At 68.9% G+C, this 20,250-nt stretch carries 22 protein-coding genes; 7 read left to right on the top strand and 15 right to left on the bottom strand.

Features of this window, described 5'->3' with window-relative positions; translation table 11 throughout:
- Positions 1 to 2: 2 nt before the first annotated feature.
- Both mqnP and ABXJ52_RS20905 read right to left on the bottom strand, forming a co-directional pair.
- Entirely contained in the window at positions 3 to 926 is a 924-nt protein-coding gene (mqnP, locus tag ABXJ52_RS20910) for a menaquinone biosynthesis prenyltransferase MqnP (RefSeq protein ID WP_367044144.1), read from the bottom strand.
- 2 nt (positions 927 to 928) lie between these two features.
- A complete protein-coding gene (locus ABXJ52_RS20905; protein WP_367044143.1) occupies positions 929 to 2,386 on the bottom strand; it encodes a menaquinone biosynthesis decarboxylase in 1,458 nt (485 codons plus the stop codon).
- A gap of 89 nt (positions 2,387 to 2,475) precedes the next feature.
- Here ABXJ52_RS20905 and ABXJ52_RS20900 point away from each other — a divergent pair, with 89 nt between their 5' ends.
- Both ABXJ52_RS20900 and ABXJ52_RS20895 read left to right on the top strand, forming a co-directional pair.
- Entirely contained in the window at positions 2,476 to 2,805 is a 330-nt protein-coding gene (locus ABXJ52_RS20900) for a PLD nuclease N-terminal domain-containing protein (RefSeq protein WP_367044142.1), read from the top strand.
- Between the two features lie 24 nt (positions 2,806 to 2,829).
- Positions 2,830 to 3,741, top strand: a complete 912-nt coding sequence (locus ABXJ52_RS20895) for a LysR family transcriptional regulator (RefSeq protein ID WP_367049150.1) — start codon at positions 2,830 to 2,832, stop codon at positions 3,739 to 3,741.
- Here the strand turns inward: ABXJ52_RS20895 and ABXJ52_RS20890 are convergent.
- The 11 genes from ABXJ52_RS20890 to hemL form a co-directional block, all read right to left on the bottom strand.
- Positions 3,686 to 4,603, bottom strand: a complete 918-nt coding sequence (locus ABXJ52_RS20890) for a DMT family transporter (RefSeq protein WP_367044140.1) — start codon at positions 4,601 to 4,603, stop codon at positions 3,686 to 3,688. The two genes, ABXJ52_RS20895 and ABXJ52_RS20890, sit on opposite strands and share 56 nt — an antisense overlap.
- A gap of 144 nt (positions 4,604 to 4,747) precedes the next feature.
- A complete protein-coding gene (locus ABXJ52_RS20885; RefSeq protein ID WP_367044139.1) occupies positions 4,748 to 5,275 on the bottom strand; it encodes an SRPBCC domain-containing protein in 528 nt (175 codons plus the stop codon).
- A 49-nt stretch (positions 5,276 to 5,324) separates the two neighbouring features.
- Complete coding sequence (locus ABXJ52_RS20880) at positions 5,325 to 6,278, bottom strand: CU044_5270 family protein (RefSeq protein ID WP_367044138.1); 954 nt, start codon at positions 6,276 to 6,278, stop codon at positions 5,325 to 5,327.
- On the bottom strand, positions 6,275 to 6,910 hold the full coding sequence (locus tag ABXJ52_RS20875) for an RNA polymerase sigma factor (RefSeq protein WP_367044137.1): 636 nt from the start codon (positions 6,908 to 6,910) through the stop codon (positions 6,275 to 6,277). Before ABXJ52_RS20875 ends, ABXJ52_RS20880 begins: the two co-directional genes overlap by 4 nt.
- A gap of 89 nt (positions 6,911 to 6,999) precedes the next feature.
- Positions 7,000 to 8,109 carry a c-type cytochrome biogenesis protein CcsB gene (gene ccsB, locus ABXJ52_RS20870; RefSeq protein ID WP_367044135.1) on the bottom strand — a complete coding sequence of 370 codons (1,110 nt, stop codon included), beginning with the start codon at positions 8,107 to 8,109 and terminating at the stop codon, positions 7,000 to 7,002.
- A complete protein-coding gene (locus tag ABXJ52_RS20865; RefSeq protein ID WP_367044133.1) occupies positions 8,106 to 9,917 on the bottom strand; it encodes a cytochrome c biogenesis protein ResB in 1,812 nt (603 codons plus the stop codon). The genes ccsB and ABXJ52_RS20865 overlap by 4 nt, the downstream gene beginning before the upstream one ends.
- 3 nt (positions 9,918 to 9,920) lie before the next feature.
- Positions 9,921 to 10,685, bottom strand: a complete 765-nt coding sequence (locus ABXJ52_RS20860) for a cytochrome c biogenesis protein CcdA (protein ID WP_367049148.1) — start codon at positions 10,683 to 10,685, stop codon at positions 9,921 to 9,923.
- Between the two features lie 10 nt (positions 10,686 to 10,695).
- On the bottom strand, positions 10,696 to 11,325 hold the full coding sequence (locus tag ABXJ52_RS20855) for a TlpA disulfide reductase family protein (RefSeq protein WP_367044132.1): 630 nt from the start codon (positions 11,323 to 11,325) through the stop codon (positions 10,696 to 10,698).
- 66 nt (positions 11,326 to 11,391) lie between these two features.
- Positions 11,392 to 12,621, bottom strand: coding sequence for a hypothetical protein (locus ABXJ52_RS20850; protein WP_367044130.1), 1,230 nt, complete (start codon positions 12,619 to 12,621; stop codon positions 11,392 to 11,394).
- 238 nt (positions 12,622 to 12,859) lie between these two features.
- Positions 12,860 to 13,543, bottom strand: coding sequence for a histidine phosphatase family protein (locus tag ABXJ52_RS20845; protein WP_367044129.1), 684 nt, complete (start codon positions 13,541 to 13,543; stop codon positions 12,860 to 12,862).
- Positions 13,540 to 14,877, bottom strand: coding sequence for a glutamate-1-semialdehyde 2,1-aminomutase (gene hemL, locus ABXJ52_RS20840; RefSeq protein ID WP_367044127.1), 1,338 nt, complete (start codon positions 14,875 to 14,877; stop codon positions 13,540 to 13,542). The genes ABXJ52_RS20845 and hemL overlap by 4 nt, the downstream gene beginning before the upstream one ends.
- Positions 14,878 to 15,201: 324 nt before the next feature.
- Between hemL and ABXJ52_RS20835 the strand changes: the two genes are divergently transcribed.
- The gene (locus ABXJ52_RS20835) at positions 15,202 to 15,642 is read left to right on the top strand and encodes a hypothetical protein (RefSeq protein WP_367049147.1); all 441 of its coding nucleotides are present in this window, start codon (positions 15,202 to 15,204) and stop codon (positions 15,640 to 15,642) included.
- Between the two features lie 63 nt (positions 15,643 to 15,705).
- On the opposite strand, the gene ABXJ52_RS20830 is transcribed toward ABXJ52_RS20835, so the two are convergent.
- The gene (locus ABXJ52_RS20830) at positions 15,706 to 16,380 is read right to left on the bottom strand and encodes a TIGR03086 family metal-binding protein (protein WP_367044126.1); all 675 of its coding nucleotides are present in this window, start codon (positions 16,378 to 16,380) and stop codon (positions 15,706 to 15,708) included.
- A gap of 81 nt (positions 16,381 to 16,461) precedes the next feature.
- Between ABXJ52_RS20830 and ABXJ52_RS20825 the strand changes: the two genes are divergently transcribed.
- The gene (locus tag ABXJ52_RS20825; protein WP_367044125.1) at positions 16,462 to 17,337 is read left to right on the top strand and encodes a helix-turn-helix domain-containing protein; all 876 of its coding nucleotides are present in this window, start codon (positions 16,462 to 16,464) and stop codon (positions 17,335 to 17,337) included.
- A gap of 87 nt (positions 17,338 to 17,424) precedes the next feature.
- On the opposite strand, the gene ABXJ52_RS20820 is transcribed toward ABXJ52_RS20825, so the two are convergent.
- Entirely contained in the window at positions 17,425 to 17,931 is a 507-nt protein-coding gene (locus tag ABXJ52_RS20820) for a GNAT family N-acetyltransferase (protein ID WP_367044124.1), read from the bottom strand.
- Positions 17,932 to 18,021: 90 nt separating this feature from the next.
- Between ABXJ52_RS20820 and ABXJ52_RS20815 the strand changes: the two genes are divergently transcribed.
- The 3 genes from ABXJ52_RS20815 (at position 18,022) to ABXJ52_RS20805 (ending at position 20,235) form a co-directional block, all read left to right on the top strand.
- Positions 18,022 to 18,357: a YnfA family protein gene (locus ABXJ52_RS20815; protein ID WP_160506481.1), complete on the top strand. Its 336-nt coding sequence runs from the start codon at positions 18,022 to 18,024 to the stop codon at positions 18,355 to 18,357.
- Positions 18,358 to 18,416: 59 nt separating this feature from the next.
- Positions 18,417 to 19,208, top strand: a complete 792-nt coding sequence (locus ABXJ52_RS20810) for an SDR family NAD(P)-dependent oxidoreductase (protein ID WP_367044123.1) — start codon at positions 18,417 to 18,419, stop codon at positions 19,206 to 19,208.
- 184 nt (positions 19,209 to 19,392) lie between these two features.
- Positions 19,393 to 20,235, top strand: coding sequence for a hypothetical protein (locus ABXJ52_RS20805; RefSeq protein WP_367044122.1), 843 nt, complete (start codon positions 19,393 to 19,395; stop codon positions 20,233 to 20,235).
- The last annotated feature ends 15 nt before the right edge of the window (positions 20,236 to 20,250 follow it).

Raw genomic sequence — 20,250 nt, 5'->3', positions numbered from 1 at the left:
GCCTAGACGGTCAGCCCGCGCACCAGCAGATCGAGCAGCGCGCAGACGAAGAGCGCGATGCCGATGAAGCCGTTGACCTGGAAGAAGGCGCGGTTGAGCCGGGAGAGGTCGTGCGGCCTGACGATGCTGTGCTCGTAGACGAACGCCCCGGCGACCACCGCGAGCCCCAGCCAGAAGAAGACACCCGCCCCGGTGTCCGCCGCGTACCAGACGAACAGCGCGGTGGTCACCAGGTGGCAGCCGCGCGCTCCCCAGATGGCGCCCGGGATGCCGAAGCGCGCGGGCACCGACATCACGCCGACCTCGCGGTCCGTCTGCACGTCCTGGCAGGCGTAGATCAGGTCGAAGCCGCCGATCCAGATCCCGACCGCGAGGCCGAGGATGACCGCCTGCCAGGACCACTCGCCGGTGACGGCGAGCCAGGCGCCGATCGGGCCGATGGCCTGGGCGAGGCCGAGGATCGCCTGCGGGAAGTTCGTGAACCGCTTGCCGTAGGGGTAGACCACCATCGGGATCACCGCGACCGGCGCGAGCGCCAGGCACAGCGGGTTGAGCAGCGCGGCCGAGCCCAGGAAAACCACGAGCGCGACCAGCGCGCCCGTCCAGGCGGACTTCACCGACACCGCGCCCGTGACGAGTTCGCGGTGCGCGGTCCTCGGGTTACGGGCGTCGATCTCCCGGTCGATGATGCGGTTCGCCGCCATGGCGAACGTCCGCAGGCCGACCATGCAGACGGTGACGAGGAGCAGCCGGCCCCAGTGGATGTTCCCGTCCAGCTGGAACATCGCGGTCAGCGCGGCGATGTAGGCGAAGGGCAGCGCGAAGACCGAGTGCTCGATCATGACGAGGCGCAGGAACGCCTTGACCTTGCCGGGCGGGGCGGGCTCGGGCCCGAAGAGTTCCGGGGTCGCTGAATCAGCACTCATCTTTAGAGCCCGTACTCCTTCCAGCGGCGGTCGACCTTCGACGCCGTCTCCGGGTCGGACTCGACCATGTTCGGCCAGCCCCCGTCCCGGGTGTAGCCCTCCTCGGGCAGCTTCTTCGTCGCGTCGATGCCCGCCTTGCCGCCCCAGAACTGCTGGTAGGAGGCGTGGTCGAGGTGGTCGACGGGACCTTCGGCCACCGTCAGGTCGCGCGCGTAGTCGGTGTTGCCGAGCGCGCGCCAGGACACTTCGTGCAGATCATGGACGTCGCAATCCTTGTCCACGACCACGATCAGTTTGGTCAGCGACATCATGTGGGCGCCCCAGATGGCGTGCATGACCTTCTGCGCGTGCTTCGGGTACTTCTTGTCGATCGAGACGATCGCGCAGTTGTGGAAGCCGCCGGACTCCGGCAGGTGGTAGTCCACGATGTCCGGGACGATCACCTTGAGGAGCGGCAGGAAGAAGCGCTCGGTGGCGCGGCCCAGCGGACCGTCCTCCGTGGGCGGCCGGCCGACCACGATCGACTGGAGCAGCGGACGCTTCCGCATCGTCACGCAGTCGATCCTCAGCGCGGGGAAGTCCTCCTGCGGCGTGTAGAAGCCGGTGTGGTCGCCGAAGGGGCCCTCGGGGAGCATCTCGCCCGGCTCCAGCCAGCCCTCGATGACGACCTCGGCGTGCGCGGGGACCTGGAGCGGCACGGTCTTGCAGTCGACCATCTCCACGCGCTTGCCCTGGATGAACCCTGCCAGCATGTACTCGTCCATGTCGCCGGGCAGCGGCGCGGTGGAGGCGTACGTGACGGCGGGCGGACAGCCGAAGGCGATCGCGACGGGGAGCTTCTCGCCCCTGCGGGCGGCCACTTGGTAGTGGTTGCGGCTGTCCTTGTGGATCTGCCAGTGCATGCCGATGGTGCGCTTGTCGTGGCGCTGCAGGCGGTACAGGCCGAGGTTGCGCACCCCGGTGTCCGGGTCCTTGGTGTGGGTCAGGCCGAGGTTGAAGAAGGAGCCGCCGTCCTCGGGCCAGGTGAAGAGCGCGGGCAGCTTCTCCAGGTCGACGTCGTCGCCGGTGAGCACGGTCTCCTGCACGGGCGCGTTGTCGGACTTCACCTTCTTCGGCGGTACGTGCGTCATCGCGCCGAGCTTCCCGAACGCCTCGCGCACGCCGACGAAGCCCTGCGGCAACTCCGGCTTGAGCAGTCCGCCGATCTTGTCGCTGATCTCCGCGTACGACTTCAGGTCCAGCGCCTTCAGGAGGCGGCGGTCCGTCCCGTACACGTTCATCGCGAGGGGCATCGAGGAGCCCTTGACGTTCTCGAAGAGGAGCGCGGGGCCGCCGGACTTCTGCACCCGGTCGGTGATCTCGCCGACCTCCAGATACGGATCGACCTCTGCCTTGATGCGCTTGAGATCGCCCTCGCGCTCCAGTGCACGGAGCAGGGAGCGAAGATCGTCATAAGCCATGCGTCCCAGTATCGGCCACCGGCTACCCTGGCCCGGACAGCGGGGCCCGCACGCCGCCCCTCCTTCGTCGCTTGGGGAATCGCGCAACCATGCTCAGGTATCTGCCGTTCCTGCTGGTCCTGGCCGTGTGGATCTATGCCTTCATCGATGTCCTGAACACTCCGGAGAAGGAGATCAGACATCTGCCGAAGGTGGTCTGGGTCATCATCGTGCTGCTCTTCGGCGAGGTTCTCCTCGGACCGATCGCCTGGTTCGCCACCGGCAAGGTGCGCAAGACGCCCGCCGCCGGGGGTGGCCCGCGCGTCGGACGCGGCGGGCGCGGACAGTGGGTGGCGCCGGACGACAACCCCGAGTTCCTGAAGTCCCTCGGTGACGAGGACCCGGACGACAAGAAGCGGGACCGGGGCACGGAGAGCTAGGGCCTGGCGAACGGGAGTCCGATGATGGAACTGCGGCTGCTCGCGACCTTCGAGAAGGTCGCCTCCGTACTCAGCTTCACGCAGGCCGCGGCCGAGCTGAAGTACGCACAGTCCAGCGTCACGAGCCAGATCCGCTCCCTGGAGTCCTCGCTCGACGCCGAGCTCTTCGACCGGCTCGGCAGCCGTATCCGCCTCACGGAGGCGGGCGAGCGCCTGCTCCCCTACGCCCGGCAGATCATCGAGCTCGCGGACGAGGCGCGGTCCGCGGTCGTCGACGCCGGGGAGCCGAGCGGTGCCATCGCGGTCGGCACGATGGAGTCCCTGACGTCCTACCGCCTGCCCCCGCTGCTCGAACTCTTCCACCACCGTTACCCGAAGGTGCAGCTCTCCCTGCGCCCCACGCTGGGCGACGAGACGCGCCACGCGCTGCGGGCGGGGACGTACGACGTCGGTTTCCTGATGGAGCGGGAGACCGAGCACGCGGGCCTGGAGACCGAGGTCCTCGCCGAGGAGCCGCTGGTCCTGGTCTGCGCGCCGACGCATCCGCTGGCCGCGCACGGGGGTCAGTCGCTCGTCACGGGTGATCTGGCGGCGGTGCAGCTGGTGGGCACGGAGCCGGGCTGTCCCTACCGGGATCTGTTCGAGGACGAACTCCGGACGCGCAACGGATCCCCGCCGCCCTTCATGGAGTTCGGCACGATCGAGGCCACCAAGCGGGGGGTCGCCGGTGGCCTCGGGGTGGCTCTGCTGCCGCGGATGGCGGTGCGGGACGAGCTGGCTTCGGGGGTGCTCGTCGCGCTGCCGTGGGAGCCGCCGTTCGTGCTGCACACGCAGCTGGCGTGGCGGTCGGGCAAACGGCTTCCCGCCCATGTGCGGCTGTTCATCGACCAGTCGGTACGGCTGGTGCGGGAGCAGGCAGCGGAGTACGCGAACTAACTCGCGCTCGGGCCGACTTGGCGCGGTTGACCTTCAGGCTCGCGAGGACGATCAGTGGTACGCCGAGTGCCTGGACGAGCCCGATGTGGTGCCCGTAGACGGCCCAGTCGGCGACCATCGCGACCGCCGGGTAGGTGAAGGCGAGCACGGCGATCTTGGCGGTGGGCAGCTTGGCGTACGCCGCGTACATCAGGACGTACATCAGCCCGGTGTGGATGACACCGAGCCCGACGAGCCAGCCCCAGCCCGCGCCCGTGCCGCTCATCGCGCCGAGGTCGGCGAAGGGCAGCAACAGCGGTATGCCGACGAGTACTTGGACGAGAGCGATCAGGTGCGGCCGGACCCCGGTGACGCGCTTGGTGACGAGGGTGGAGAGGCCGTAGAGCAGGGCGGCGATGAGCGCGAATCCGACACCCGTGAGCGAGCCGAGGTCGCCGGGCCGCACGCCGGACACGAGGACGAGCCCCGCGAAGGCGGTCGCGAGCCACAGGAGTTGATGCCTGGTCAGCCGCTCGCGGAAGATGACCGCGCTGAGCAGCACGAGCAGGAAGGGCTGCGTGTGGTAGACGACGGTGGCCAGGGATATGGAGGTCGCCTCGTACGCCTTGAAGAGGAACACCCAGTTGAAGACGATGAACGCGCCGCCGAGCGCAGCGAGTCCGAGCTTCTTCGGGGTGAGGCCGTGGCCGCGGAAGTAGCCGCGGGCGAAGGCGTAGCCCCCGAGGGCGATGGCGCCGAAGAGCACGCGGAAGAACACGACGTTGAAGGCGGACGCACCCGACTCGACGACGAAGATCCCGAGAGTGCCGGAAAGCACCATCGCGGCGGTGAGCTGGGCCGTGCCCTTGTTCTCTGAGGTCATGCCCATGAAGCTACGAGCGGCCGTACTCCCCGGTCCACGAGCCAGTGGGGCGTCCTGCCGATGGGGGCATCGGCGGGGGCGATGGGCCCCTGCCGCACAGCGCGCACAGCAGCCGGTGCGGTCCCCGCTCCCGCCGTGGGTGGATCACGCCTCCTGGTACTCCTCGCGTAGCTCGCGCCAGCGGGCCAGGCTCCACGTCGACCAGTCCTTCGGCCGCCCGTCGAGCGCGTCGGCGAGGAACTCGAAGTGGTTGTGCCAGCCGGCGAGGCAGTCCCGGCGCAGCTCGTCGTCGCCGTCGAACTCGTTGGTGAAGCGCAGGGCCGTACCGGTGCCGGCGTCCCCGTCGGCCGCCTCCAGGTGGAAACGGCAGCGCCCGTGCAGGTCGATCGTGTACTCGGCGACCCGCTCCGGCTCCCACGCGGTGACGTGCCCGGAGTGGGTGGCCGCCTCTCCCCCGTTGAGCCAGCGCAGCGAAACCGCACCACCGAGCCGCGGCTCGAACACATCAGCGGCGGCCAGCCACCCCGGCAGGCCCTCCGGAGTGGCCACCGCCGCCCAGACCTTTTCCACAGGGTGGGGAAGGTGGAACTCGTAGTGGAGATGCTGGACCGGCCCACCAGCACCACCTGAGGTCTGGGTCCTGCTTTCGCCCTGCCCGATCGTCACGCTCATGAGGCCAAGCCTCACCCGGCACGGACCGCTCCGCACCCCCGGCGACTCCCTACGGGCGCTGACCGGCCTTGTCGACGACGGTGCGCTCGAGGATGGCGCTGCGGCCGGTGACGTCGCCCTTCTCGAAGCCGGTCGGCAGGTCCTCGACCGCGACCTGCCGCTCACCGAGGAACTGCTTGGTCTCCTTGTCGAAGATCAGTTCCTGGCGCTCCCCGTCGTTCTCACGGGCGATCGCCACCCCGTGCCGCCCCTCGGCGTCGACCGCGTCCTCGATCAGTTCGACTCCGGGGATCTTCGCCGCGGCCAGGTAGAGGGCAGCGGCCTGCTTCGGCGGCATGAGGGACTCGTACGAGAGGTCCCCCACGAGCACGAAGGCGTTCTGGTCCGGGCTCTTCCCGCCCTCGCTCTCCTTGTGCAGCCAGTCCAGCATGTTGACCGGGTCGGTCGGCAGCTTCTGCAGGTTGCGGTAATTGCTGTCCGACTTCGGAAGCGGCAGCTCCGGCTCTAGGCGCTCCATGTCCTGGTCGTTCGCGGGCTCGTGCAGCATCTCGGTGTGCAGACCGTCCACGGAGAGCCACATTTCCCGCAGGTGCACGGGGTCGAGCTTGCCGGGCTTGCCGACGTTCGACGACATGTAGCCGACCTTGCTCTTGACGTACACGAACTGGTCGTCACGCAGGCCCTTCGGGGCAGGCTGCCGCTCGGCCGCCGCGGCGATCTCCTCCAGCATCCGCACGGTCTCCGCGGAGGGCGCCGCCTGCGCGGACCGGCCGCCGAACGGCGAGGCGACCAGCACGCCCGCCGCGATGGACGCGGCCACCGCCCCCGCGATCAGCGCGGGTCGGAGCCAGCGCTTCTGGGTCGTCGGGGTCGTTTCGGGCTTCTTCTCGTTCTGCCGGATCTCGGTCAACAGGTGCTCCCTGAGCAGGTGATGACGGCCCGGCGGAAGGTCGCGCTCCGGGAACTCGCTCTCCGGAAGGTCGCGCTCGGGAAATTCACTCATCGGTTTCCCTCCCTTACGGGCCTGACCGCGGTGTTGCGGTCATCTCTCATCTGTCCGCGCCCGGAAGGCGGTTCCATATGTTTCGCGAGTTTTGTGCGGGCTCGCGACAGCCGTGAGCGTACGGTCCCGACCGGCACCCCGAGCGCCTCGGCAGCCGCCGCGTAACTGAGCCCCGACCACACGCACAGCGCGAGGACCTCACGCTCGGCACGGCGCAACGTCGCCAATGCCGCCGTCACGACGGCGAGCTGTTCCTTGTCGTCCACGCGCTCGGCGACCTCGTCGGCGAAGTCCGCCACGGCCTGCTCGCGCGGCAGCCGTGCGACAGCGGCCGCGTGGCGCCGGGCGGCCCGCCGCGCGTTGCGGGTCACGTTCGTGGCGACGCCGAGCAGCCACGGCCGGAGCGACCCGCCCTCCTCCTCGACCCTGCCCCGGAGCCGCCACGCCTCCAGGAAGGTGAGCGACACCATGTCCTCCGCCGCCGACCAGTCACCGGTCAGGCGGTAGACGTGGTTGTAGACGGAGCGTGCGTACGCGTCGAAGAGTTCACCGAAGGCGTCGGCGTCCCCGTCCCTGATGCGGACGCGCAGCACTCTCCGGTGATCCTGAAGTTCCCCCAGATTCGTCTCCACGCCCTCTTACCTGTCCGAACGGCGAAGGCCGGTTCCCGTGACCTGGGTCACGGGAACCGGCCTTCAAGAGCCAACGGCGGTACGGGGGTTCAGACCCCGGCGTACGAGTGCTTGCCGGTGACGAAGATGTTCACGCCGTAGTAGTTGAACAGCCAGCAACCGAAGGCGATCAGGGCCAGGTAGGCGGCCTTGCGGCCCTTCCAGCCCGCTGTCGCGCGGGCGTGGAGGTAGCAGGCGTAGGCGACCCAGGTGATGAAGGACCAGACCTCCTTGGGGTCCCAGCCCCAGTAGCGGCCCCACGCGTCGCCCGCCCAGATCGCGCCCGCGATGATCGTGAACGTCCACAGCGGGAAGACCGCGGCGTTCACGCGGTACGAGAACTTGTCGAGCGTGGACGCGGCAGGCAGCCGCTCCAGGACGGAGGTCGCGAAGCGGCCCGGCTGCCCGCCCGCGGCCAGCTTGTTCTCGTAGGAGTCGCGGAAGAGGTAGAGGATCGTCGCGACGCCGGCCAGATAGAACGTCGCACCGCAGAAGATCGCCGTCGAGACGTGGATCCACAACCAGTACGAGTGAAGGGCGGGAACCAACTGGTCGCTGGCGGTGTACAAGACAGTGACGGCGAGACCGAGATCGAGGAGGACCGTGGTGATCAGCGGAAGGCCCAGCCACCTGACGTTCTTCTTCAGCGCCAGGAGCACGAGGTACACACCCACGGCCATGGTGGAGAAGGTGATGTTGAACTCGTACATATTGCCCCACGGCGCCCGCTGCACCGAGAGCGCGCGGGTCAGCACACCACCGAACTCGACAAGGAACGCGAGCACGGTGAGGGACACGGCGATACGGCCGTAGAGGTCCCCCTTCTCGTCACCTGCCGCCGCGCCGGGACCGTCCGGCACATCGCGGGTTCCGGTGACGGAGCGGGTCACGACCTTGGGGGCCGACTTCGGCCGGTCGAGGACGGCGGTGCCGCCCTTGGCCGCCTTGACGGTGACGCCGGGCGCCTTGGCGGCGGCCTCGGCCTGGGGAGTCAGCGCGGCGGCCGTGCGGCCGACCTTGCTGCGGCTGCCGAGGATCCACTCCGCCATGTGCGCGAAGAAGGCAAGGAGATAGACGGCCATCGCGGAGTAGATCAGCACATTGCTGATGCTCGCGAGGTTCTCGTTCGGTTCGGCGGCCAGGGTGGCGGCGAGATTCACTTCTCAGCCCCTTCGGCAGGAACAACATCGGGGGTGGAGTCGGCATGGTCTTGGTCAGGCGCGCTCGGCGCCTTCTCGTGCAGGTGCGCGGCGAGGTCGCCCAGCTCCTCGGGCAGCTTGGCGGACTCGCTGCGGCCGAGCCCGGCCATCTCGACGACGGTGAAGCCGTCGGCGCCCCGCACGGCCCGCACCCACACGCGGCGGCGCTGGATGAACAGCGACCCGGCGAGTCCGACGATGGCGGAGATCGCCCCGACGAGCGCCCACATGCTGCCGGGCTGCTGGGAGATCTGGAAGGTCGCCCAGCGCTTGATGTCCTTCTCGAAGGTGATCGAGCCGGCACCGTTCGGCAGCTTCATCGTCTCCCCCGGCCGCATCCGCTGCTTGAGGAGTTCGCCCTTGGAGTCCTTGAACTTGTCCATCTTGCTGGTGTCCAGCTGATAGACGTTCTGCGGCAGACCGGAGTCCACACCGAGGCTTCCGTGGTACGCGGACAGCGCGAGCACGGGGTAGTCCAGTGCGGGGAACTGGGAGAACATCTGGCCCTGGCCCTCGCCGGCGAACGTCGGCACGAAGAAGGCGTTGAAGCCGAGCTGCTCCTCCTTGCCGTTCTTGTCGCGGTAGCCGTCCAGGACCTTGACGGCGCCGGTGGCCGTGCCGTTGGAGTCGATCGGAAGCAGCGGCACGGACGCCTTGTAGACGACCTTGCCCTTGCCGTCGCGGACGGTGACGGTCGGCGCGTAGCCCTGGCCGATGAGGTAGACCTTCGAGCCGTCGACCTCGAGCGGCTTGTTGACCTCGATCGCCTGCTTCTTCTCCTTGCCGTCGGTGCCCTCGCTGTAGGAGACGTTCGCCCGGTAGGTGCGGGCGGTCCCCTTCTCGGGCCCCTTCCGCTCGAAGGAGGACTCGAAGCTGTCCAGCTTGAAGCTGAACGGCGCCAGATCGGCGGTGTCGAAGAGGCTGCCGGACTTGAAGTTGTCGTACTGAGTGAGGGTGTTGGAGAACCCGTCTCCCTGTACGACGAGCTTGCCGCCCTCGGACTTGAACAGGGCCCCGGCGGCGAACGCCACCAGGAGCACGATCAGGGAGATGTGGAAGAAGAGGTTGCCCGCCTCACGCAGGTAGCCCTTCTCCGCGGCGACGGACGCGCCCGCGCCACCCTTGCCCGCCGTGAGGTCCGCGCGAAAGCGCCGCCCCTTGAACAGCCCGAGCGCGGCCTCGTGGACCTCGTCTGGCTCGGCCTCGGTGCGCCACGTGGTGTACGCGGGCAGCCGGTCGAGCCGCTTGGGCGCGCCCGGCGGCCGGCCGCGCAGCTGGCCGACGAACTGCCAGGTGCGGGGCACGATGCAGCCGATGAGCGAGATGAAGAGAAGGATGTAGATCGCCGAGAACCACACGGAGCTGTAGACGTCGAACAGCTGGAGCTTCTCGTAGAGCGGCCCGAGCGTGGTGTGAGCCTTCTTGAAGTCCTGGACCTTCAGCTCGTCGATGCTGGTCTGCGGGATCAGCGATCCGGGGATCGCGCCGAGCGAGAGGAGGAGCAGCAGGAGGAGCGCGACCCGCATCGAGGTCAGCTGCCGCCACATCCACCGGACCCAGCCGACGACCTCACGGCCGGACCAGACGAGCCAGCCGACCGCGCCGGGAGCGCGCTTGCCGCCGAAGGAGCCGGGCATCGCCCGCTCGACGGGGGCGGTGGAGAGCTGGGAGCCCGCGGCGCCCAGGTCATTCTGCTCTTCGGGGCTCTCGGACCTGCCCGCGCCGGAGGCTTCGGCCTTGCTCGTGTCAGGGGCTTCGGTCTTGCTCATGGATCAGATCCCCACCGTGTAGCCGTTGGACCAGACCTGCATCTGCTGCACGATGCTGTCCCAGACGCCGGTGACGAGCAGCAGTCCGGTCGCGATCATCATGATGCCGCCGATGCGCATCACCCAGACGTAGTGCTTCTTGACCCAGCTGAACGCGCCGAGCGCCTTGCGGAAGGCGATCGCCGCGAGGATGAACGGAACACCGAGCCCCAGGCAGTACGCGACGCTCAGTATGGCCCCGCGCCCCGCGCTCGCCTGGTCCAGGGCCAGAGTGTTGACGGACGTGAGCGTCGGACCGACGCAGGGCGCCCACCCGACGGCGAACAGCGCGCCGAGAACGGGAGCGCCCGCGAGCCCGGCGGCGGGCTTCTTGTGGAAGCGGAACTCCCGCTGGGAGAGCCAGGGCATGAGCCCCATGAAGAAGACGCCGAGGACGATCATCAGCGCGCCGAGCACCCTGGTGATGACGCTCTGGTAGTCCTGCAGATTCTGTCCGGCGTACCCGAACAGGGCGCCGGTGGAGACGAACACGGCGGTGAAGCCGAGCACGAAGAGCCCGGCCCCCGCGGCCATCCGCCCCCGCTTGGCCTCCGCCAGATCCGTGCCGCCGACCCCGGTGACGTACGACAGATAGCCCGGCACGAGCGGCAGCACGCACGGCGAGAAGAAGGAGACGAGTCCGCCGAGCAGGGCGACGGGGAGCGCGATGAGAAGCGCTCCGTTCATGACGGTCTGGTTCGGTTCGCCGACGGCGGCGAGAGTGGACATCACGGGGAAATCACTTCTCCGCGATCAGCGGGTCGATCATCTTGCGCAGCTTCGTCTCGTTCAGTGGCTGCTGCGAGCGGGCCGCGACCTTCCCGTCCCGGTCGAGGACGATCGTCGACGGGATGTAGTTCGGGTTCAGCGTGCCCTTGGGGAAGCGCAGCATCAGCTTGCCCATCGGGTCGTGCAGGCTCGGGTAGGGGACCTTCTTGGCCTTCTCGAAGGCGAGCGCGGGACCCTTGTCCGTGTCGCGGGTGTTGATCCCGACGAACTGCACACCCTTGTCCTTGGTGTCGTTCGCGACCTTCACGAAGTTCGGCGCCTCGGCCCGGCAGGGCGGGCACCAGGAGCCCCAGACGTTCAGGACGACGACCTTGCCCTTGTAGTCGTCGAGGCTGAGGTCCTTGCCTTCGAGGGTCTCGCCGTGGATGTCGGGCCCGTCCTTGCGGTCGCCCTTGTCGACGGTGGCGATGCCGTCGGTCCCGGTGATGAAGTTGGTGTTCCCCGAGCCGCCCGAAGCGCCGCCGGAACCGCACGCCGAAAGGGTCAGCGCGGCGACCGCGGCCCCAGCGCCCAGCAGGGCGGCGCGGCTGCGGCTACGGCTGCGGTTCGTGCTGTGGGGGGCGCGGCAGGCGGCACTCATGTGAAAAGTTTCGCATGTCTGTTTCGGGGATCTTCCGCACCCCCCGGGGTTGCGGAAAGTCCCATTTCAGACGGCCTTCCCGAGTCCCTTCCAGCCACCGGCGGGCTCCTGGCCGACATCGAGGCCCTGCAGCTCCGCGAGGACCTTGGGGTCCTGGACGTCGAGCCAGTCGACGAACTGGCGGAAGGAGACCAGGCGTACGTCCTTCTTGCCCGCGATGTGCTTAAGGGCTTCCTCGACGGCGTCCATGTAGATGCCGCCGTTCCACTCCTCGAAGTGGTTGCCGATGAAGAACGGCGCGCGGTTGGTCTCGTAGGCGCGCTTGAATCCGGCGATGTAGGACTCGGTGGCCTGCTTGCGCCAGCCCGGGTAGTTGGCCGGCGGCGCCTTCGTGGAGTTGTTCGACTGGTTGGCCAGGATGTTGTAGTCCATGGACAGCACCTCGAAGGAGTGCCCGGGGAACGGCATCGCCTGCAGCGGCAGATCCCAGACGCCCATCTTCTTCTGGGGCCAGCGCTGACGGCCGCCGGGCGAGGAGGCGTCGTAGCGCCAGCCGAGCTTCTTCGCCGTCGGCAGCAGGTTCTCCTGGCCGAGGAGGCAGGGCGTACGGCCGCCGACGAGTTCCTTGTCGTAGTCGAAAGGCAGCGACGGCAGGTCGCTCCAGCCGGTATTCGTGCGCCATTCCTTGACGAAGGAGGTGGCCTGGTCGATTTCGCTCTGCCATTGCGCGGACGTCCAGTTGGCGACGCTTCCCGTGCCCGCGCAGAAGTGCCCGTTGAAGTGCGTGCCGATCTCGTGGCCGTCGAGCCAGGCCTGCCGGACGTACTTCAGCGTCTCCTTGATGTGACCGTCGGTGAGATAGCCGATGTCGGAGGCGCCGACCGCGTTGTTCGGCGGCTTGTAGAGCCGCTTCTTCGACTCGGGCAGGAGATAAAGACCGGAGAGGAAGAACGTCATGTGCGCTTCGTGTTCCTCGGCCAGCTTCAGGAAACGCGGGAAGAGGCCGTTGCCGACCTCGCCCGCACCGTCCCAGGAGAAGATCACGAACTGGGGTGGCGTCTCACCCGGCTGCAGGGGAACGGGCTTGCCCGGCTGGTGCGGCTGCTTGCCCGTGTACGAGGTCGAACCGTCGCCGATCGGCTTCGCCGGGTGCTTGTCGCCGCCCTGGCCGTCCTTCGCCCGCTCCGCGGAACCGGCCGAACGACTGTCGCCGCCCGTGCCACAGCCGGCGAGTCCCAAAGCGGCCGCGGTCCCGACTCCGAGGCCGAGTATTCCCCTGCGACTGATGTCGCGCATTCCATCCCCATTCGTCGCGCCCTGCAGCCCTGCACGCATCCATGCGTGAGGGACGCCCCGTTAGAGGGCGCGACGAACAATGGGGTTCCGACAACAAGCACAAATTGACTGGCTTTTATCGAGAACGGACATACAGTCGCCAGTCAATTACCTGGCGTGGGCGCCCCGAAGGGGCGCGGGGAACTGCGCCCAGCCACGACGACGCCGCAGACGGTCGACGGCAATACCAGCGGAGCGCTTATGCGCCGAACGCCTTCGCCTTACCCTTCACCGGCTTGGCGCCCGCGAGGAGATGCGCGGGGACGAGATCGCGCGCAGGCTCCGTGTAACCCACGGAGACGATCTTGTCGCCGCGGTACGTGAACGTCGTCAGCGAGGCCAGCGTGCACTGCCGCTTGCGCGGGTCGTGCCACAGGCGCCGCTTCTCCACGAAGCTCCGCACGATCCAGATCGGCAACTGATGGCTGACGCACACCGCTTCATGCCCGCGGGCGGCGTCCCGCGCCGCGTCCAGGGCGCCCATCATCCGCACGACCTGCTCGACGTACGACTCGCCCCAGGACGGCTTGAAGGGATTGACCAGGTGCTTCCAGTTCTCCGGGTTCTTCAGAGCGCCGTCGCCGACCCCGAACGTCTTGCCCTCGAAGACGTTGCCCGCCTCGATGAGCCGTCCGTCCGTCGCCAGCTCCAGACCGTGCTCCTTGGCAATCGGCGTCGCCGTCTCCTGCGCGCGGTCCAGCGGCGACGCCACGACGTGCGTGATGTCACGCGGAGCGAGATGCTCGGCGACCCGGTCGGCCATCTGCCGCCCAAGTTCCGAGAGGTGGTAGTCGGGGAGGCGCCCGTACAGGATCCCGTCCGGGTTCTCCACCTCCCCGTGGCGCATCACGTGGACGACAGTGATCTCGCTGCCCGCGCTCATGCGGTGGCCTCCGTGGTGGGGTCAGTGGCTTCGGCAGCCGCGCGCGCCGCCGAAGGCAGGGCCGCGGCGATCTTCTCGATCGCCCGCTCGTCGTGGGCGGTGGAGACGAACCAGGACTCGAAGGCCGACGGCGGGAGATACACGCCCTGCGACAGCATCGAGTGGAAGAACGCGGTGAAGCGGAACGACTCCTGGGTCTTGGCGTCGTCGTAGTTCCGCACCTCGCGCTCGGTGAAGAAGACGGAGAACATGTTCGACGCGTTCTGCAGCCGGTGCGCGACGCCCTCCTTGGAGAGCGCGTCGGTGACGAGGCCGCGCAACTGCCCGGAGACGACATCGACCCTGTCGTACGCCTCGTCGTCCAGGAGCCGCAGCTGCGCGAGGCCCGCGGCCGTCGCGATCGGGTTCCCCGACAGGGTGCCCGCCTGGTAGACGGGGCCGACCGGGGCGAGGTGCTCCATGACGTCGGCGCGGCCACCGAAAGCGGCGGCCGGGAAGCCGCCGCCCATGACCTTGCCGAAGGTCATCAGATCGGGGCGCACCCCGTCGACGCCGAACCAGCCCGCCTTCGACGTACGGAAGCCGGTCATGACCTCGTCCGAGATGAACAGCGCGCCGTTCTCCCTGCACAGGTCCGCGAGGCCCTGGTTGAACCCCTCACCCGGCGGTACGACGCCCATGTTGCCCGGCGACGCCTCGGTGATGACGCAGGCGATCTCACCGGCGTTCGCGGCGAACGCGGCACGCACGGCGTCCAGGTCGTTGTACGGAACGACGATGGTGTCGCCCGCCTGGGCGCCGGTGACGCCCGGGGTGTCCGGCAGGCCGAAGGTGGCAAGCCCGGAGCCCGCCGCGGCGAGCAGCGCGTCCACATGGCCGTGGTAACAGCCGGCGAACTTGATGATCTTGGCGCGGCCGGTGAACCCGCGCGCGAGGCGGATCGCGGACATCGTCGCCTCGGTGCCGCTGGAGACCAGCCGCACCTGCTCGACGGGCTCGATGCGCGCGACGATCTCCTCGGCGAGCGCGACCTCACCCTCGCCGGGCGTGCCGAAGGACGTGCCGCGGGCGACGGCCTCCTGGACGGCGGCGATCACGTCGGGGTGGGAGTGGCCGAGGATCATCGGCCCCCACGAACAGACGAGGTCGACGTACTCACGGCCGTCGGCGTCCGTCAGGTACGGACCGGTACCGGACACCATGAAACGGGGCGTACCGCCCACAGCGCGGAAAGCGCGCACGGGAGAGTTCACACCGCCGGGCGTCACGGCCGCCGCACGGTCGAAGAGAGTCTGCGAAACTGGGGCGCTATACGGGAAGCTCACATGAACCATGGTGTCAGAGGCTTCGGACATCCTGCGGACAGGTGTTTCACTCGACGTTTTAGCCAGTGACCGTGGGGGAGGTCACTGACACGATGATCGGGTTGCGCGGCGGGGGCCGCGAGGCCTAGAAAAGCAGGGGCGGGCGCCCTGGAAAAGCAGTCGGGTGGAGATATGCATCGCGGTGGCGGACTGGGCGAGGGGACCGACGGCCTGGGCCCGCGGCGTGCCCGGCGGATCGGCAAGCACCGGCGCGAGGCGGAAGCGACCGAGGCCAAGGCCCTGGCACGGGACGGCGAGACGGAGCAGGACCGGGCGGGAAGCAGGAGTGGCCGGGTGGGTGGGGTGACCTACAAGTACTTCGGAGCTCCGGACGGCGCGACCGCCGCCCGCGTGCCCATCTCGATGCGTCCCGAGGAGCTCGGCGGTGACGAGCTGGGCATGAACGGCATGTTCACGAAGATCAAGCCGGAGACGGTCGCCGCGATGGTCCTCACCGGCATCGAGGGCATACCCCTGCACAAGGTGCCCCCACTCGAACTGGTCGTCCTGCACCCCGACTACGCCGTGGTGAAACTCCCCATGACGGTTGTCGACCCGCTGCGCGGCATCGGCGAGGAGTCGGTCGGCGCCGCGGCGTTCATCTGGTCCACGGTCCCCGACCGCGGCGGCCCGCGCGACGCCTTCAACGTCTACCAACTCCTGCACGAGTGGCAGGACTTCAGCCACCGGCTGCATGACGCGGGGCATCAGGCCTACTGCTTGGTGTGGCCCTGAGCGCTGATCTCGTCCTCGGGGTCCACACCGTCCGAGAGAGTCACGGCCTACAGGCCTACAGGCCTACAGGGTCCAGCGAGGGTTCCGGCCCGTCTCGGCCAGGAGCCGCTCCAGCTCGGAGGCCCCTTCGGGTACCGGCAGCGGCTCACCGAAGACGCCCATCTTCCGGGCCGTCGGGGCCAGTCCCGCGACCGCTTCCCGTAGCGCGGCGACGACGCCACTGCTCTCCGGGGCGGGCTCGTACTCCTGCCCCGTGGCGCGGGCCAGGTCCCAGGCGTGCACCGTCAGGTCGAGCAGCGCCATGCAACCGACGGTCTTCGCGGGCATGTTCATGGCCCCCGTGGTGCCTTCATCGGCGCCGGGCGCGCCCCAGGCGGCGACCAGCTTCCCCGCCTCGTCGGCGAAACGCTCGCGCCAGCCGGAGCTCTCGGCGACGTAGTCAGGGGTCTCGCTGAAGTCGGCGTTCTGCTTGGCGGCCAGCGCCTGGAACTGGACGATCACCTGGAGGAGGTGGTTGACCAGGTCCTTTACGTCGTACTCGGCGCAGGGGGTGGGGTCGGCGAGGCGGTCGTCGGGGATCGCGCGGACCACGGGGACGGCGTGGGCGGTGGCCGCCTTCAGGAGGTCGGCGATGCGGTTCCCACCCACGATGCTGTTCTCACTCACGACGCTGTTCTCGCTCACGCTGCCGTTCTCGCTCACGCTGCTGTTCTCGCTCACGCTGCTGTTCTCACTCATGACGTGACGCTAAGGCGGCGGCCGCTGCCGTGGCTTGAAGAAACACGACACGGGCGAGAGGCCCCGGCATACGATCAAGCCATGGCCGACGCTTCCGCTTCCGGGCCGCCTCCGGGACCGCCTCCGGGGCCACCACCGGGGCCGCGGACCGACAGCCGTGGGATCGTCGATGCCGCCGGGCTCTTCGCCCACGTACATTTCCGCCGCGTCGCACCGGGCGCGGCCGTACTGCGTCCCTACGTGGAGCAGTACTGGCTGATCGACTGGGACCTGGCCGAGCCGTACGCCTCGCACATCGTGCCGCACCCTTCCGTGAACGTCGTCTTCCAGAGGTTCGCCGCGCAGGAGCCCTTCGCGGAGGTGGCGGGGATCGGGCTCGACCTCTTCACACAGAAGCTGGAGGGGCGGGGGCGGGGGCGGGTGTGCGGGGTGAAGTTCCGCCCCGGCGGCTTCCGGCCGTTCGCACCGTCGGCGCCGGTGTCCGCGTGGACGGGGCGACGGCTGGTTCCGCTGGAGGAGGTGTTCGAGCAGGTACCCGCGGGCGCGCTGGACGCGGTCCTGACTCCGGCGGACGAGCAGGCGCGCGTGGCGGCCCTCGACGCCTTCCTGCTGAGCCTCGGCCCCACGCCCGACCCCCAGGCCGACCTCGCCATGGCCCTGGCTGAACGCATCCGTACGGACCGCGGCATCCGCCGGGTCAGCGCGTTCGCGCGAGCGGAGGACATGTCGGTACGAGCGCTCCAGCGGCTCTTCTCGGCATACGTGGGGGTCGGCCCGAAGTGGCTGATCCTGCGCCACCGGATCCACGAGGCGCTGGAGCACGCGGAGGCGGACGAGAAGGTGGACTGGGCGGACGTGGCCGCCACACTCGGCTACGCCGACCAGGCCCACCTGATCAGGGACTTCACAGCGACAGTGGGCGTACCACCGACGGCATACGCACCGCCGCCGCGGTGATTCAGCGGCACCTCAGCGAGACGGCGAGACGGTAAGCCCGCAACCCGCAACCCACATACCGCATACCGCATACCGCTGTACGGCGCCTCAGCAGCCGCTCAGGTCGACGCTCCAGTCGTTGCAGCGCATCCAGTGCCCCTTCGGGTACTCGAAGTCGTGTTCGCCCCGCATCGTGAAACCGGCCTTCCGGCAAACCCCGTTGGAAGCGGCGTGATCCACGGCGGGAAACGCGTGCAGCCGCGCGTGCCGACCGGTGGCCCGGGCCTCCTCGACGACCAGCCGCGCGGCCGTCGCCGCGATACCCCGCCCCTGGAACCCGGGCAGCACACCCCACCCGGTCTCCCAGACGGACTCTCCCTGCCAGGACGTCTCCCAGTACCCGATCGAACCGACGGCGTCACCATCGAGCGCGATCCGGAACATCTGCCCCCGCTCCAACGCGAGGTAACGCCGATGCCGGGACACCAACTGCTCACGCGTCTCGGGACCGCCCAAATGCGCGGTCATCCCAGCGGAGTTACAGGCGACCAGCAACGCGAAGTCACCCTCGGACCAGGGGACCAGGCACGGCTCTGACAACGGCGATCTCTCCATACCGGCCACGGTAGGGGGAGGGTCGGACAACAGGCTCCGGGGAAGCGCGTGCAAAGCCTCCGGGCACCCCCCCCGTGCCACGATCTCCCCATGCTCATCGCCCGCTCCGCCGCCCTCTTCGCCCTTGCCGCACTCTTCGAGATCGGCGGCGCCTGGCTCGTCTGGCAAGGAGTGCGCGAACACAAGGGGTGGGCGTGGATCGGTGCGGGCGTCATCGCACTCGGCGTCTACGGCTTCGTCGCCACGCTCCAGCCCGACGCCGAGTTCGGCCGCATCCTCGCCGCGTACGGCGGTGTCTTCGTCGCCGGATCCATCGCCTGGGGCATGGTCGCCGACGGCTACCGGCCCGACCGCTGGGACGTGACCGGGGCGCTGATCTGCCTCGCGGGCATGGCGGTGATCATGTACGCGCCACGGGGCCGCTAGGCCCGGCGACCTATCCTGGCGGGACAGGACAGGAACACACGTACGCCATAGGAGCAGCCATGACCGCCGCCGCGAACGCAGCGCCCGCCGCGCCCGCCGCCACCCGCATCGCGATCGTCACCGGCGCGAGCAGCGGCATCGGCGCCGCCACCGCGCGCGGCCTCGCGGCCGCCGGCTACCGCGTCGTCCTCACCGCCCGCCGCAAGGACCGCATCGAGGCCCTCGCCGCCGAGATCACGGCCGCGGGGCACGACGCGATGGCGTACGCGCTCGACATCACCGACCGCGTTGCCGTGGACGAGTTCGCCACCGCCTTCCGCAAGGTCGCGGTCCTCGTCAACAACGCGGGCGGCGCGCTCGGCGCCGACACCATCGCCACCGGCGACCCCGCCGACTGGCGCCAGATGTACGAGACGAACGTCATCGGCACCCTGAACATCACCCAGGCCCTGCTCCCCGCGCTCACCGCGAGCGGCGACGGCACGGTCGTCGTCCTCTCCTCCACCGCCGGCCACGGCACGTACGAGGGCGGCGGCGGCTACGTGGCCGCGAAGCACGCCGAGCACGTACTCGCCGAGACCCTCCGCCTGGAGATCGTCGGCACCCCGGTCCGCGTCATCGAGGTGGCCCCCGGCATGGTCAAGACGGAGGAGTTCGCCACGACCCGCTTCGGCGGCGACACGGAGAAGGCCGCGAAGGTCTACGCAGGCGTGACGGCCCCCCTCACGGCGGACGACGTGGCGGACACGATCACCTGGGCGGTAACCCGCCCACCCCACGTGAACATCGACCTCTTGGTGGTCCGCCCCCGAGCCCAGGCCTCCAACACGAAGATCCACCGGGAGCTGTAGGGCGTTCCGCCGCGCCCCACCCCAGGACGCGAGTCACCCACACCAGTGAACGCGTCGTATCGCCACGCCTGTTGGCGTACGGCCTGCCTAGGCTCAGGTCGACAACAGCACACAGAACGGCCCCCGGCCGGGACTGCAATCCCGGCCGGGGGCCTGACCACACAGGAAGGCCTAGAGCTTCCTCATGGCTGAACGCGAGCCTAGCGGTCCCACATCGCAGTTCATGAACCTCGAAGTCCCCGAGTCCGCCTACATGTTCGGCTTCTTGCAGGCCGACGGGCATCTGCAGCAAGGGGCGGGCCAGAAGGGGAAACTGACCGCCGAGATCAATGTGCGGGACATCGAGATCCTGCGCGAGTTCCAGCGACTGACCCCGTACAACAGCAGCATCAGCGAGCGCACCCGCTCCACGAACTTCTCCGAGGAACACCACTCGGCGACGTGGAGCCTTTACTCCCTCGAAGCGCGGACCACACTGCACCAACTCGGCCTGCCCTACGGGCGCAAGTCCAAGAGGATCACCCCACCACGCGTCGAGTTCTCACGGCGCGACTACCTGCGGGGCGTCATCGACGCGGACGGCTCGGTCGGCTACACAAGCCAAGGCCTCCCGTTCGTCTCACTGACCACTGTCAGCACGGCTGTGGGGGTCTACCTCTGCCGCTATGCGCGGATGCTCACAGGTGCCGAACGGCTCATCAAGCGCAATGCCCGCGACGGGATCTACAACATCGTCTACACGAAGGAAGCAGCCCTGAGGCTGGCCGCGGACCTCTACTACCCGAAGTGCCTGGCTCTGGGACGCAAACAGACCGCTGCGGCAGCCCTCGCCACATGGGTGCGGCCGATCGACATGAAGGTCGGACCCGAACGGCGTCGCTGGAAGGAGTGGGAAGACCGCGTCCTGCTGGAGCACGGCACCCCCGCTGCCGCCGCCGAAGCGCTGGGGCGGACCGCACGAAGCTGCAACCTCCGCCTCTGGCGTCTACGCAACGGCAAGGTACCCACGCCCGCGAACGACCAGTGAGGCACTGATCGAGTG

The sequence above is a fragment of the Streptomyces sp. Je 1-332 genome, from assembly GCF_040730185.1.
Classification (GTDB): Bacteria; Actinomycetota; Actinomycetes; order Streptomycetales; family Streptomycetaceae; genus Streptomyces.
This window is presented reverse-complemented; position numbering and strand designations above follow the sequence as displayed.